Raw genomic sequence first — 17587 nt, 5'->3', positions numbered from 1 at the left:
CGCGGTCGTCAATGTCGACAAGCTCACCGAAGCGACGATCGGCGACAATGCCAGCATCGACGCGTCCGGCAACGGTGCCGGCATCGGCGGCGTGCTGACCGGCACGATCGTCGGCGGCGGCGATCCGACTAGCTTCGGCGCGGCCGAGGCGCATGGCGTCATCGTGCAGGCCGAATCGTCGGAAGAGGTCACGAACGTCACGGTCGCCGGTGCAGCCGGCCTTTACGTCGGCCTGGCTGGCTCCGTCACCGTGACGCTGCTCAATTCCGACACCAAGGCGCTGATCGGGGTCGGCGCCGACATCAATCAGGGCGCTGCAGATTACCTCGCCCATCCAGGCACGGTGTCGGGCGCACAAGGCGTCTATGTCAACGCGGCCAACGAGGTCCGGGTCACGTCCTTCGCGGGCGCTCTCGGCGCCGGTTTCGTCGGTCTGGCCGGCGGTATCGACTTCGGCAGCATCAAGAACGATACGGTTGCCGCGATCAACGCCAACGCCATGGTGCGGGCGCGCGGTGACGTCTCGGTCAATGCGGTCGCAATCAAGGTTCTGCGTGGGTTCGCCTTCAGCGGCGGCGTCGGCGTCGCCGGGCTTGGCGCGTCCGTGTCGGTCTGGTCGATCGGCGAGGCGTTCACCGATTCCTACCAGGACAACCAGGGTGGCAGTGGCAACGCGACGAAGGACGACGGAAGCTCGAAGACCGCCAACGACGAGGCCGGCGAACAGGCCGACGGTGGCGTCGCAGGCATCACCGGGGAATTGGGCCGCTTCGGCAGCGGCGCCAACAGCAACACGGCCGACTCACGCGTCAAGGCTGGTGTTGAAGGCGCCCGCGACAAGGTCGGCGCCAACGCACTGACCTCAGGCGCCCTGACCAACAAGCTAACCGCCGCCGTCACCGACGAGCGTGGCACCACCGCCTCCGTCGAAGGCGGTGCGACGGTCGAGGCTGGTTACGACATCGTCGTGAACGCGCGTGAACAGATGAAAGCCAACATCCTGGTCGGCAGCCTGGGCGCCGGTCTTGTCGGCCTGGGCGCGTCGATTTCCGTCGTCAATGTCTCGGGCCAGGTGAGAGCGAAGGCCGGCGGAAACCTCAAGGCTGGCAATGCCATCCGCCTTGAAAGCCATTTCGGCCAGAATATCGATGTCACGACTGTCGCCTTGCAGGCCGGCTTCGTCGGCCTCGGTGCATCGGTCGCGGTGGTCAACGATACCAGCCGCGTACAGGCCGGCTTGCTCGACAACACGGTGGTCAACGACGCGGCCAGCCTCACGGTCTCGGCGACCAGCAACCAGACGTTTGACGTGCTGACCACCGGCATACAAGCCGGTGCGGTGGCCGTCGGCGCGTCCTACAGCGACGTCACCATCGGCGATGACGACGACAACACCAAGGAAGTCCTGGCCACGATCGGCACGGGCAGCCAGATCGGGCAGGTCGACGCCGTCGGGGCCATCACGGTCCATGCGGACTCGACGATCAACGTGGATTCCGACACCTTCGCGCTGGCTGCCGGGCTCGGTGCACTGACCTTCAATTTCGCCTTCATAGATGTTCAGCCGAACGTAGAGGCATCGATTGGCAGCGGCGCCAATATCAGCGCGACGGGCCTCCTCACGGTCGAGGCGTGGACGCTGCACGATGCGACCGGCGACATATTCGCGCTTTCAGTCGGCGCACTGGCGGCCGGCACCAGCTTGGCGACGGTCAATGTCGTCCCGACGGTGACTGCATCGATCGGTGGCAATTCGACGGTTCACGCCGGCGGCATCGTCATGCTGTCGTCGCACAATTACCAGGGCGAGACGGCGACCGACCGCGGGGCGAAGGCCTATGCGGAAGCCTCCGGCGGCGGCTTGTTCAGCGGCCAGGGCTCGGTGCCGACCGCGAGGTCCAATGCGGTTGCCAACACCACGATCGGCGCCGGCGGCGCATTCACCATCACCGGTGACATCAACATCAAGTCGCGCGTTCGCAACTATGCCGTCGCCAATGCCGAAGCGAATTCGTTCGGAGCGGCGGCGGTCGGTGCTTCCGTGGCTGAAGCCGAGGCCAATGGCCAGAGCAACGCCGCGATGAACGCCAACATCGTCTCGGTCACGGACATCATGATCGAAGCCCTCGCTGTCAATGGCGCGCTCGCCGTGGCGGAAGCCGCCGGTGGCGGCGTTCTTGGCGCACTGACCATCAACAGTGCGGTCGCAACAGCCAGCCCATCATCGGTCAGCGCCTCGATCGGCAACAACACCTCGATCCAGTCGGCGCGCAATGTGCGGCTGAAGGCACAGGCGCAAACCGAGGGCGACGCCAAGGTTGTCGGCATTTCGATAGGCGGCATTTTCGGCGCCGGTGCTTCGGATGCGACGACCCATGTCAGCCCGACGGTTGCGAGCTCGATCGGCGCTGGCGCGGTGATCAACGCGACCGGCGATATCCTGGTCGAAGCCTCCGCCTCGCCGATCCCCGGCGTGCAGCCGACCTACGAAATCGTCGATGTCGACGGCACCGCCAACACGATCACCGTGAACGGGCATGGATTGGTGACCGGCGATACGGTCGAATATGATGCCGGAAGCGGCGGCGCCGTCATTCCCGGCCTCAACTGGCCGGATCCGGACGATTCGGCCGTGAACCGTCAGTACAGCGTGATCAATGTCGTCAATGCAGGCGTGACAGATCCGAACACGCTCTATTTCGGCTCCGTCTTCAATGCCGCCGACATCGATCCAAACACCGAGATCATCGAGTTCGCGGGTGGCCATAATTTCCTGAGCGGCGATGCCGTCCGCTACTATCCGGGACCAGACGAAACAGTCGACAGCTTTGGGCTGACCGAGGGCAATCTCTATTATGTGCTGGTCATAGACGGGTCGCACATCAAGCTGGTGGGCACCTTCGACAAGGCGGTCAACCCACAGAATTACCTCAAGAATTTCCAACCGGACGATGTCGCGGGCAACAGCATAACCATCGCGGCGCATGGCTTCGTCAATGGGACGGCGGTGACCTATGAGGCGCCGGACGCGCGCACTTTCGTCAGTCGCCAGGTGGACGTCAATTCGAGCAGCCTCAACCCTGATGGCTCCCCAATCGCCGATGCCAACGCCGATGACATCCGTTTCTTCGACGATGACGGGAACGCGCTGGCGCATGGCTTCGTCGAGGGCGAACACGTCGTCTACGACGTCAAGAATGCGAGCGGAGGAACCGGTCTGGCGATCGGCGGCCTGGTCGACGGCCAGACCTACCGTGTGCATGTCGTCAACTCCTCGACGATCCAGCTCAAGCGTAACGACGCGATCACCGAAGAGGTGCAGTTCGTTCGCAATGCCGCTGGCGACCGCATCATCCGCACCGACGGCCTCAACTGGGCCGACAACGGCTTTGCCGCTGGCACGCTGTTCATCGGCGGCGGCGGCGCCAATTCTGGCACGTTCACGATCGCCAGTGTTTCCGGTAGCACGCTGATCCTTACTGTCGCGAACAGCGTCACGGCGGGAACGCAGACAAAGACCTTCGATCAGCCGATCATCGCACTGGCCCCGAACAAGGGCCTCAGTGCCAATCCGGCGCTCAACGTCGGCGCCAGCGATATACATTCGCTGGTCAATGCCAAGAATCTGCCGATCGGCGGGCTGGAAGACGGCAAGACCTATTATGTGCGCGGCGTCAGTGGCCCTGGCGACAACACGTTCGAACTGTGGAATGCACCGAGCGGGGGCAGTCAGATTGCTCTGACACCGACGGCGATTGCCGGCCCTTACGGCAATCACAGCCTCACTGCGCTGGCGGTTGACATCTCGGCGGCCGCCGATAGCGAGCAGCAACTGCGCATCGACATCAACGACAGCGCCACATCGGCGTCACCGGGGCAATTCCTGTTTGGCCCGGGCGAGGTTCCGCTCAGTGAGATCGCCCCGCAATCGGGCGACGGAGTCTCCTCGGCCTATGCCAAGGGTTCCGGCGGCGGCTTCGTCGGCGTGCAGATCAACGATGCCGACATCATCAGCAATCCGAACGTCTCGGCGACGATCTCCGCGACGCAGATCACGACCGTGGGCAACGTGACCGTCAGCACATCGGTGACGACCAACACCTCCTCCTACGCGGTCAATGGCACCGGCGGCTTCGTCGCCATCGGCGATGCCGATGCGCGCAGCTATCAGGACATCATCAGCGCGGCGACGATCAGCGATAACACACGTATCACCGCGGGCAAGAACTTCACGCTGGCCTCGGCAAGCAATGCCATTACCAGCGCCGCCTCGCAGTCGAGCGCTGGCGGTGCGGTCGGCCTGGCCGACCCGACCACCGATGTCCGCATCGAATACAATACGGTTTCGACGATCGGCTCCAATGCTATCGTTCTGGCTGGTCAGTTGGCCAAGGCCACGGCCAATGCATCCGTCGATGTGACGGCGAAATCGACCGCCTCCGGCATCGGCTTCGGCGGTGACGGCGACGCCATCACGCATGTCAATATTGGCTCGCCGGACGTCGATCCGGACGCCGACCAGGCCGACGCTATCGTCTCGCTGGCGGCCAACGCCGTGCTCAGCGCGCGGCGCACCTCGCTTGCGGCGCGGGTCGACAACTTCCATGTCTTCTCCGGCAGCGACGGACGCGGCGCCGGTTTCTATGGCGAGGGCGAGGCCGAAAGCACGATCACGGCACGGCCGGATGCGCAGGTGCGGATCAATGCGGGCGCCGACCTGACGGGTTGGGAAGGCGTTGACCTCATCACCCGCTACGACAATGTCGACACGCATGCGAAATCCTATGCCCGGTCGACGGGCCTGTTCGGCTTCGTCGATTCCGACGCCCATAACGACACCGACGTCTCGTCCGAGATTTTCGGCGCGGCAGGAGCGTTGGTGACGGCCGGTCCGCGCGACAATAGCGATGTCGTGCTCGGACACCCGGATTATCCGCAGGAGCCTGGGAGCTCGGCCGAGCACCTGGCCTTGTTTGCCTCGACCGTGAACGGCCCGAATATCGCGCAGACAGACAACGCCGACGACAGCAAGCGCTCGCTCGCCGCCGGCGGATCGAGCGGCAGCAGTCCAGATGACAGGCCGCAATCGATCAATTTCAATTCCGACGTGCTGATCCTTTCGGGCCGGTCACCCGAACTGGTCATCAAGCAACTGGTCGTCGGCGCCGAGGGCCAGATCGATGTCGCGGTCGAAGTGTCGGTCAACGACACCGCGGGCGGCGGCAGTGCGACCGAAGGCGAAGGCAGCACGATCCAAAGCAATGACATTGTCGTCAACAACATCGTCAATCCGGGTCCCGGCGACGTGGTGTTCGATTCGAACTCGATGATCGGCGCAGGCGGCACCTGGACGTTCCGCGATACGTTGCAGCGCGTGTCGATCCGCAACGAGTCCGACAAGGACATCATTATCAACAATATCGATGTCGTCACCGACGAGCAGCCGCTGGCATGGCTCAACCCGTCGCAGAGTGTGACGCTGACTTTCAAGGTGGTGCGCGAAGTCGCGCCGACGCTGGTCGAGATCACCGACACCGGAGGCCATTCCGATATCTACATCAACGGCACGATCGACAACCCGATCGGCACGACCTCGATCGTCAACACCGACGGATCGGTGTTCGCCACCAACGATCGCGGCGTCACAGGCAGTGACGGCCGCCAGTCGCTGATCCGTACCCACATCCTGAACATTCGCGCCGACGAAAACATCGGCGCGACCGGTGCGCGCGTGAACATCGACATCGTCGACAGCGCCGGCCTGCCGCTCGGCATAGGCTTCGACACCGGCCGCGTCGCCGGCTTGACGAACCAGGTATTCCTTGGGGTCGAGAACCGTTTCTATACCGGCCAGCTGGTGCGCTACGATGCCGTGACCACGGCCATCGGCGGGCTCACCGACGGCGGCTATTACTACATCATCGCTTCGCCCGACGGGCAGAGCGTCAAGTTGGCGACCACGTTGACAAACGCTCTGGCCGGCACGGCCATCGATCTGGCACCGGGTGGCGCGCTGACCGATCTGCATAGCCTGATTTCGGCTGAGACCTTCACCACCGATGCGCTCGGCAACATCAGCCTCGACCTCAAGGCGCTGCTGCGCGAGGCGCCGGCCGGGGGCTTCTACATCGTCGAGATCGACCGGATCAATGCCGGCAATACGGCGGACGTGCTGCTGCAAGCCAGCATTGAACAGTTCGGCGACGGTCTGTCCGGCGGCCTGCTGGTCAAGGCGCCGGCGTTGCCCGCGGGCGGACAGACCTACTACAATAAATTCCGGCCGGATGAGGGAGCTATCCCGTCGCTGAGCCGTGGCGTCTTCGCCACCGGTAACACGGAAATCGCGTCGACCTATGATTTCCGGGGCCTCGACCCGGCAACCGGCCTGCGCACGCTGCCCGGGCTGCAGGCAGGCTCGGTCGTCACGGGCGGCGACATCATCGTCGCGGCAGCCAATCCCGCACCCTCGGCGACCACCATCAACGTACTGGGCATCACCGAGATCGCCGGCAATGGCGACATCGACGTGCTGACCAATGGCTACATCGCGCTGACCGAAAAGACCGGTGACATGCGCATCGAGCGCATTCGCTCCAACGCCTCGGATGTGCTTTTGTATTCGCCGCGGCGCATCCTCGATGCGCGCAATGACAACGGCGACCCGACCTCGATCGAGGCCGATGTCTCCGGCCGCAACATCACCATGGCCGCTGGCGTGGGGCTGTTTAACCCGACCCATTTCCAGGTGGCTGCCGAGGTGCTCAACCCGACGCTGCTTGACATCAATTCGGCCCTGGGCGGCATTGGTGAACCGGGCAATTTCCTCGAGATCAACGTTGACAACCGCAATGGCGCCGGCGGGCTCGGTGTGCTGCGCGCCTTCGACATCAGCGCGGATGCGACTTTGGGCATCTTCCTCGACGAAGTCGTCGGCGACATGCATGTTCATACCGTCCACACGATCCGTGATGTGTCGCTAAGGACCGTCGCGGGCTCGATCCTGGATTCACGCAACAACGGCTTGGGCGACGATTTGGCCGACGTGATGGGGCAGACCATCGACCTCGACGCCAACGGCAATGGCTCCATCGGCGCCTTTACCAACGACCTCGAGATCGATTCATCGCGCGGTTCGAGCGATGACGACGTCGCACTTGAGGCCGGCAACAACATCTACCTGGCCGAAGCGCCGGAGGTTCCCGGCGGCACCGCCGGCAATCTGCGGCTGGTGCTGGCGCACACCTATGATGGCGACATCCGCATCACGGTGCGCGAGACCTCGGTTCAGGGCGAGAACCTCGACCTGCTGCACAGCGGCAGTGCCCGCTTCGGTGAAGATGGCACGACGTTCCCGACCTTCCAGCCCGATGCGTCACGTGCGATCCCACATGGCCAGATCTTCGCCGAAAAGGGTTCCGTGCTGCTGCGCGTCGGCGACAACGTAACGCTCGATTCCAACAGCGAAACGCTGGCGGCCAAGAGCATCGACATCTATGGCGACGTGTCGGCGACCAACGAGGTCATCCATGCGCTCGTCAACCTGGATTTCGCCTTCGGCACCGTGATGGTGCTGCGCGGCCGCATCATCGCCAACGCAACCGTGACGCCGGGCAACAAGACGATCGGCGCGCCGGTCGGCTCGGCAACGCCGACGCTGACAGCGAACCCGGTCACCGGACCGACCGTGCTGACCCGAATCTTCGGCAATACGGATGTCGACACGATCCAGTTCGGCGACACGTCCGGTGCCGGTGGCACCAACACGCAGGGCAGCGCCGGTTACGTCTTCCTCGGCTCGAAGACCCGCGCCTATGGCAGCCAGAACCTCGATGTGAACAACGTCGATGGCGAAGACCGCTTCCGCGTCTACTACCTCCAGGATACCACGACGCAAACCTCTCCGAACATGCAGACGGCGGCCGAGCACACGCTTACGCTCGACGGCGTGTCGGGCACCGATCTCTATGAGATCTACACGCTTGGCTCCAACAATCCGGGGCAGGGCACCGCGGGCACCGACTTCCAGCGCAATTACGTCATCAACATTCTCGACAGCGGGCGTCCTATCGACGGTGTCGATGAACTGACGATCTTCGGGTACGATTCGTCGCAGAATGGTCTGATCGGCGGCAACAAGCCGATCGACGACATCTTCCTGCTGCGCGGCGCCAACTATCTGCCGCACGAAGCCGCCGACCGTCCAGGCTACGTCGCCATGGTCTACGGACAGCCGAAGACCTATGCCGATACGATCGAGGACAATGAGCCTTCGAACGAAGTCGCGCGCATCAACTACGACACCGCGCTGAATGGCCGGATCACCATCGAGGGGCAGGGCGGCAACGACAATTTCTACTCCGACGACACCACGGCGATCGTTTCGCTGCAAGGCGGCGCCGGTGACGACTCCTTCAACATCGGCCAGATATTCGGCACCAAACGCACCGGCGATGCGGAAAACGGCGTCACGCCGTTCTTCGGCGGCAACCTGCTCGACCAGGACGTGTTCCCCGACATGGTGGCCACGACACGCGGCTGGCTGAGCCCGGGCATCAGTGCGCCGATGGTGGCGCAAGGCGGCACCGGCAACGACGAATTCCGGGTCTATGCCAACCAGGCCGAATTGCGGCTCGAAGGCGACGACAACAACGACCTGTTCATCGTCCGCGCGTTCGCCATTGCGGCGGTCGCCAACCAGGACTGGAATGGTGACGGCACGATCGATCAGGACGATTTGCCGGCGGTGACGCTCGACACCAATGGCGATGGCGTGATCAATTTCGCCGACGCTGACTCGACGCCTGACGACTATACCGACGACGTTATCGTGCTGGACGACTTCGGCGTCGCCAAGTCGATCATCGGGCTCGGCTTCTCGGTCGCGCGCGCGCCGGACATCCGCGCCGGCGGCGGCGAAGACGAAGTGCAATACAACGTCAACGCGCCGGTCTCGGTCGACGGCGGCACCGGCTTTGACAAGCTGGTTATCCTCGGCACGGAATTCGCCGACGATTTCGCCATCACCGATAAGGGTATCTTCGGCGCCGGCCTCAACGTTCGCTACACCACGATCGAAGTGGTCGAGGTCGACGGGCTTGAAGGCGACGATGAATTCTTCGTCCAATCGACGGCTTTCGGCGTAGCCTATCGCGTTATCGGCGGTCTGGGTTCAGACACGATCAATGTCGCGGGCGATGTCACGGAAGATATCATCACGCGCGAACTCGAAGGTGCCTCCGGCGCCGTTGACCACCTCGTCACTTCGGGCGATCCACTCTACGATGGCGTCCTCGTCGACGGCTTCGACTATCACGTGGCCGGCCCCCAGGAGGGCATCGTCCGCATCGACGAAACGGATGGCTTCACGGCTGTTCGCGAAGGCGGGCCGCGCAATGTCGACAGTTACACCGTCAGGCTGGCGGTGGCGCCGCTGGCCGGCCAGATCGTCTATGTGACGATCTCGGCGGCACGTTCGCCACAGCAGGAAGAAGACGGCACGCTGATCAATCCGGCACCGTTGCCGAATGGCATCGGCGATACGATCTGGCTATCGAAGCTGGATCCCGGCGCTGTCGGAACCGACGGCGAATTCCAGCATGTCATCACCATCAACGGCGTTCCGACGATCATCAACGACCGCTCGATCGTGCTGGCCTTCGACAGTACCAACTGGAACACGGCGCAGAACGTGTACCTCTATGCGCCCGACGATTTGCGCGCTGAGGGCGATCGAGTGGTCGTCGTCCAGCACAGTGTCATCTCCGACACCAGCGGTGTCGCACCGGCACTGCTGGCCGCGGCCTATCCGAACGGCGATCCCTTCGACGCGGCGGACGTGCGCAACGTCGAGGTCGACCTGCGTGACAACGACACGCCCGGAATCTATGTCACCGAGGTGACGCCCGGCACGAACACCGAAGATGGCCGCTCGCTGGTCATCGAAGGCAATGCCACGACCAAGCTGAATGACGAACTGCTGGTGCAGCTCGCCAAGGCGCCCGACGCGGGCGACACGATCGTCGTCAAGTTGTACGTCAACGAGTTCAGCGACGAAAACATCATGATCTACGACGTCGATGATCCGAACGGTCTCGACAACCGCATGTTCAAGGGTGCCGACGGCTACTGGCGCATCACTTTCGACAGCGGCAACTGGAACGATGCGGTGCGCGTCGGCATCGAAGCGCGCGACGACATCCCGCGTGAGGACCCGCACACGGCGGCGATCTTCTTCCAGCTCGACCAGGCGCTGACAGTCGACGCCAACCACAACTATGTCTTCCCGAACCTGCGCTCAGGCCCGGGCTATGTCGACATCGACGTGATCGACAATGACAGCGCCGGCGCGGTTGTGCTGGAGAGTGAAGGCAATACGCTGCTCAACGGCGATGGATCGGACACCGACGACTATACGATCCGGCTGACCAAGGCGCCGTCGACCAACGTCAGCGTCGCGGTACTAACGGACGGTCTGGCGGATGTCGTTAGTGTCAATGGCGTCGCGGTCACGCCCGGCTCCGGATACAGCATCATTGGCGGCCTCAGGCCAACGCAGATATTCGACGGCAATCTTGTCTTCTCCAACGAAGGTGGCTTGGGCAAGATCACGCGTAGCACCGGTGCCGATCTCGGCAGCTTCGTCGATGAAGGCTTCTTCGTCGGCCAGCAGATACGCATCGGCAATGCCGGCGCCGGCAGCGGCGACTATTTCATCACCTCGATCGATGCGGACGGAAAGTTCTTCAAGGTCGACAGGCTGTTGGCAGCGACAGGCGCGAAGGACGACGTCATCCTGTCCGATCTGGCGCGGGACGGCGAGTACACCGGCAATATCCGCTTCGAGCAGGTCATGGAAGGACTTGTGCCGACCTACCGGATCACCATCGCCGGACTTGGCGACAAGGACGATGGCTGGCTGTCATTCGGTTTCCTCGAAGGACAGTGGATCCGCGTGTTCGATACGGCCGACAATCTGATCGGCGACTTCAAGATCGCGATCATCCGCGGCGACAACGACACCAAGGACACCTCGATCCAGATCACCGGCACCAATGTCGCGCAGATCCTGCCGCATCTCGGCGCCACGCTGAACGATGTGCACGTGGTTCGCACCGCGGCCCTGGCCGTGTTCACGCCGGCCAACTACTACCAGCAGCAGACGGTCGAACTGCGCGCCGACACCGAATACGAAGTGCCGATCACCCGCGAAGGCGTCAAGGTTTTCCCGGTTTCCGGCCATTACCTGTCCAAGCTGCGCGGACCGTTGGCTGTCGAGGGCGGCGTCACCGGCGCCGACCGTTCACTCGAGAACGGCCTCAAGCTGCCAGGCGAAGCCGACGACTTCCTGATCGCGATCGGCCAGCAGCCGCCGGAATCGCAACAGATCGACGTGCTGAACATCTTCAACGACACCAGCAAGGAAGATGTCGGCGGCGTGATGACGGCGACGACGCTCACCGGCTTCAACATGGCTGACAATCTAAGCCTGGGGCTCGGTGTGACCGGCGATCCGACTTTCGGTGAATCCGGCTTCTTCCCGGGTGGCATCAGCTTCGGACGCATCAGCGTCGACCAGAACGGCGATTTCGGCACCGACAGCACCAAGAGCACCATCGAGGTGGTCAATCTGATGCTCGGTGAAGGCAACGACAAGCTCGTCATCGAGGGCACGCTCAATCCTGCGCCGCCGGTGCAGGTGACGAGCACGTTCGACATAACGCCATCCGGCGTCAACGGCGGCACCATCGTGCGCACCGGATTCGACTGGAAAGCGATGGGCTTCCTCGTCGGCCAAACGGTGAAGATCGACAACCTGCCGGGCGTCTGGACGATCGTCGCCATCAATGATGCGCTGATCAATCCGGCCAATCCGGCCGAAGGCGCGGATCCGAATGACAACTCGATCCTGGTTCTGAGCGGACCGACGCTGGCCAGCGTGGCGGACGGGCCGCACACCATCACCGCCTTCGATAAGGATGTGATCACGCTCAACAAGTCGGTGGATGTGGCCACGACGACGGCGGGCGGCATTATCACGCGCACCGACGGCGGCAACTGGGCCGGCTTTGCGGTCGGGGACTTCATCTCGATCGCCGAAGACTTTGCGCAGGGCGAGTATCAGATCGTGGCGATCGCCGGCGCGGTCATGCGCGTCATCGGCGGACAACTCGCGCCGGTCTCGGAAGCACCGCGCACCATCAATCGCATCAACCCCGTGACCAACGCCGTGCTGCAGACCGTGGTGGCCGAAGTCGATGTCGACCCAACTTATACCGGCGGCATCGTCACGCGCCACGACAACGTCAAATGGGCCGCTGAAGGCTACCTCGCCGGACATCTGGTGACGATGGTCGATGCCAGCGGCAAGCGTAACTTCCGCATCATCGAGATATCGGAAGACGGCTACTCGCTGACGCTCGAGGGCGCGCCGCTCGCGACGCAAAACAGCGCGGTGAAGAGCTTCTACGTGCAAGGCCAGCATGGCGCGCTGACGCTCGTTCATGGCGGCGGCAACATGTATCTGGAAAGCACCGGCCCGATGAACATCGCCGCCGGAACCGGTGGACAGATCATCGTCACCCGTCAGGACGGCCGCGACTGGTCGGAGGACCGCTATCAGGTTGGCCAGGTAATCCAGCTTGCGGGCGAAACCTACACGCGCACCATTCTGGCGATCGCCGATGCGACCCTGCCGGCGCCGAGCAACTCCGCGCTGACATGGGGTGACGGCAGCAAGCTGGTGCTCAGCGCACCGAACACACGCGCCGGCCAGCCAGCCGGCACGGTGCTCGCGCTCAACACGTTCAACAGCTATGCCGAGCGTTCACTGCACGTCGCGGAGCCGCGCGCCATCACCGGCACGGCGACCGTCAACATCACCACCAACAGCCTGACACGCAGTGTCGGCAGCTGGCTGGCGGATGGCTTCTATGTGGGCCAGAAGGTGCAGCTGAGCGGATTTGCCGGCACGTTCACCATCCAGGCGCTCACTGCGAGCGTGATAACGCTGCAGAGCGTTGCGCTGACGCCGAAAGCCGGTGTTGCGATGACCGTCTCCGGTGTCGATATAACGCTGGACGGTGGCAGGCGTGTCGGTGGCGACCATATTATCGTCACCGGCGGCGCCGGGCCGAACTCGCCACTGGTCATCTATGGCGACACCAGCCAGGACGGAATCTGGTATTCCGGCCAGGCGCACAATGTCTTGGGTATGGAATTCGGCGAGAAGCCGTTCGATCCGTTCCCGCAACTGCAGGACGGCGAGAACGAGGATGACGAGTGGGTGTTCCCGCTCGCCAATCCCTACAAGCTAGCCGGCAACGACATCATCGACGCCAGCGCCTTGTTCGCCGGCACGCTGTCGGCAAACCTGCCGAGCGTCGGTCTGACGATCTATGGCGGCGCGGGCAACGACACGATCTACGGCAGCCAGGCTGGCGATCATCTCGCCGGCGGTTCCGGCGACGACCTGATCATCGGCAATCGCGGCGCCGACCACATCTATGGCGATAGCGGCGTCAACGTGAATATCTTCACGCGCCAGCTGTTCATCGACACGGTCGACAACAGTCCGTTGCCTTCGGCCGATCCGAATGCCGACACCAACGGCACGACGATCAAGCCGGTCAAGTCGTCGGTTCGCGACCTGATGAATGCGGGCGACGACGTGATCTTCGGCGATGGCGCTTCGCATCTCGGCTATGGGCCGAGTTCGGTCGCGGCTGCCGGCCTGCTCGGCGACTTCGACGACATCATCTTCGCCGATCACGGCGTGATCGAAATGTTCGTCGACGATCCGAACTTCCCGTCAGCCTTGAAGCAGCGCATCCAGACGACCGAGCTGGCGTTGGTCACCGGCATCAAATCGGCCGAACTGCAAAATGGCGGCGACGACGTGGTGTTCGGCGGCCTCGACCGCGACGTCATCGTCGGCGGCGCCGGGCATGATCTGCTCGATGGTGACCAGCAGGACGATCGCGTCTTCGGCGACAACGTCTACCTGTCGCGCCAGGGCGGCGCTCACGGCAATCTGTACAATGACACGTTCAGTCTGCGCTTCCAGACGCTGGCCGGAACATTGATGTACAGCCGTACCGACCGGCCGATGCCGGCCGGCCTCGGCACAGTCAATGCCGACAACAGCGGCCTGCTGCTGGTCGACAGCATCGCGCGGCGGTATCGCGATCCGGACGGGGCTCCGTGGTGGAGCGAGTATTCGGTCGACTACGCGGCGCTGCACACCTTTGCCTTCGACGAGGGCGCGGCCGGCGTCGGCAGCTTCGGCAACGACTATATCGCCGGCAGCGAAGGCAATGACGAACTGTTAGGTCAGCTCGGCCATGACGTGGTGCAGGGCGACGGCGGCATCGAGCTTGCCTTTGCCGGTACCTCGCATGTCGGCGCATCGCGCACATCCGCCGGCGTCACCGATCCGATCGGTCCGCTGACGGTGATCGCCTCCTTCACGGCGGCGACCGACGGCCAGGACTATATCGAAGGCGGTGGCGGCGACGACCAGATATTCGGCGGTCTCGGCCAGGATGATCTGATCGGCGGTTCCTCGTCCTTCTTCAGCCTCATCGATCCGAATATGCGGCCTGACGGAGACGACTATATTTTCGGCGGCGCCGGCATCGAGATTGATCGCAATGACGATAATCTGCCGAATGACGGCACGCTGGCCAATTCGCGTTTTGCCCGCGATGCCGACTCGATGATCGGCGACAACGGCAACATCGTGCGGATCGTCGGCGTCAATCACACCGACATCAATCCGACCGGCGCAGCCGGGCAACAGCTCTATGTGCAGTTCAACTACGACGTGAATGACCCGGCGCGCGCTGGTGGCGAACGCCTCGTCGTGCGTGGCATCCATCTGCTCGACTACACGCCGGGCGGCCCGGACTTCCGTCCGGACCTGTTCTCCAAAACCAACCCGAACAATCCTGCCTATCGCAACGAGTTCGGCCTATGGGCCAAGCAGGACATCGGCGGCCATGATGAGTTCCATGGCGAAACCGGTGACGACACCGCCTATGGCGGCGGCGGCCATGACCGGATCTTCGGCGATGCCGAGAACGACGATCTGATCGGCGGCTGGGGCAATGATTGGATCTCCGGTGGTACCGGTGAGGACGGCATCCTGGGTGACGACGGCCGCATCTTCACCAGCCGCAACAGCGCGACCTACGGCGAAAGCCTGTTCGGCGTGCTGCCATTGCTGGCGACCGATCCGGATACGCGCACCAGCCAGGGCGATGTGCTCAACGAGTTCATCTCCACTCCGGGACAGGTGCAGACCGAGACGATCAATGTCGGTGGCAAGATGAAGAAGGCGGTCGACCTGACCCCTTACAATCTGACGCCGAACGCACAGGGCGGCGACAATCCGCTGTTTGACGCCAATGTCGTGGACGATATCATTTTCGGCGGCCTGGGTGACGACTTCATCCATGGCGGTTCCGGCGACGATGCGGTCGGCGGCGGGGAAGCTCTGCCAGATTCCTATACGCAGCGCTTCGATGCAGCGGGCAATGTCGTGGGCATCGTGCGCACCGACTTCTCGCGGCCATGGAACCCTGGCGACGTGCTGAGGTTTGGTCCCGACAGCGATCCGTGGAATGCGCCGAAGCCTGTGCAGAGCCGGCTCGGCGAGTTCTTCCTTTATGACGAGTACGATCCGCGCCGGACAATCATGTTCAACGCCGATGGTTCGGTATGGAAGACCGGTGCGGCGCCCATCACGCGCCAGTATTTCCTCAACCTCGTCGACAATGAAGGACCGCTGGTCAACGGTGCGATCGCTTTTGCGCCGAACGGCACGCCGACGGCGTTTGCGCAGCGCAACACCGACGGCAACGATGCGGTCTTCGGTGACCTGGGCAATGACTGGATCGTTGGTGGCACTGGCCGCGACCACATCTATGGCGGCTGGGGCAACGACCTCATGAATGCCGACGATGTGCTCTCGACCAACAACTGGCTGAACGACCAGCCAGAGACGCACCCAATGTATGAGGACCGCGTTTTCGGTGGGGCCGGGCTCGACATCCTGATCGGCAACACCGGTGGCGACCGCCTGATCGATTGGGTCGGGGAGTACAACAGCTACCTGGTGCCGTTCGCACCGTTCGGTATCGCGACGGTAAGCCGGCAGGTGCCGCCGCAACTGTTCGACTTCCTCTATGCGCAGGCATTCAGCGACGGTGTCGACATCACCCGCACCGCTGACACTGGCAGCATCAATGGAGACGACAAGTACAGCCACGTCCATATGTTCATGGGCGGCGTGGAAGGTGAAATCGGCCTGATCACCCAGAAGGATCATGGCTTCTGGCAGGATCAGACCGGCGGTCCGACGGATCCCCAGGCTGGCAACATTCCGGGCGGTAAGCGAGACGTGCTGCGCACGGCTGACTTCAACGACGGCAATGCCAAGGTCGTGGCGGTCGATGAGGGCAATTTCGCCGTCACCAGCGGCAAGCTCACCGTTCAGTCGGCAAGCACCTGGGATCAGGCAGCCGCGGTTCTCTATCTCGACGCCTATACGCCGATCTACTACGAGCTCGCGGCGACCTTGACGGCCGACAAGCCGACCGGCGGCTGGAAGGCCAACTCCTACATCATCTTCGACTATTATTCGCCGACCGATTTCAAATATGCCGGCATCAATATCTCGAACGACCAGATCGAGATGGGCTATCGCGACGCCAGCGGCTGGCATCAATTGGTCAAGTCCAACAAGCCGGTGCAGCTCAAAGCGAACCAGGCTTACGATGTCCTGCTCGCAGTCAACGGCACGAACGTGAGTTTGACCGTCGCCGGCGTGAATTGGTTCAGTTACACCTTCGCGCCGCGCATCGTCGATGGCCAGCCGGTGGCGCTGAACAAGGGCCTCGTCGGTGTCGGCAACAGCGGCTCGAAGGGTACGGTGGACAACTTCCGTGTCCAGGTCTTGCCACCACAGATCACGCTCGACTACGCAGCCGAGTTCAACGGGCCGCCGACCTATCCGATGTCGAAGACTGCGGCTCAAGGCTGGACGCTCTCGGGCGGCAGGCTGAATGCGGCGGCCAGCGCTGGCACCAATCTGCTGGATGTCGGCCCGGCGATCGGGGCGGACGCCTATCTGGAACTGACGGCGAAGTTGAAGACCGCCGGGACCGCTGGCATCGTCTTCGACTACTACGGCGCCAACGACTACAAGTTCGTCACCCTGGATGTGGTTGGCCAGAAGGTTTTGGTCGGACACGTGACGTCGAAGGGCGGCACGGTGATCGATCAGAGCTTCGCGCGCACGCTCAGTTCAACGACGGACTATGACGTCCAGTTGACCATACGAGGCGCAGCCCTCTCGATCACCGTCAACGGCGCATTCGTCGGCAGTTATGGCTTCAATGCAGCAATTGCCGATGGCGAGTTCGGTCTGGTGACAGGCAATGCAGGTGCGTCTTTCGACCGGCTGCAGATCCGCACCAATGCGTCGGCGTTCAGCACCAGCTCCAATCAGTTGGCGCTTGCTTCGCTCGGCCAGGCCGCGGACACGGCAACGGCGGTCGGCATCGATCAGGCCAAGGCGATGTTGGCG

1 pseudogene is annotated in these 17587 nt (G+C 63.1%); it reads left to right on the top strand.

The features are described from left to right. Positions 1 to 17587, top strand: a pseudogene (locus EN893_RS37925) (hypothetical protein); the annotation flags it as partial.

The organism is Mesorhizobium sp. M7A.F.Ca.CA.004.04.2.1 (assembly GCF_004022825.1).
Lineage (GTDB): Bacteria > Pseudomonadota > Alphaproteobacteria > Rhizobiales > Rhizobiaceae > Mesorhizobium.
Note: the sequence above shows the minus strand (reverse complement) of the source record. Positions and strands in the feature narration are given on the sequence as shown.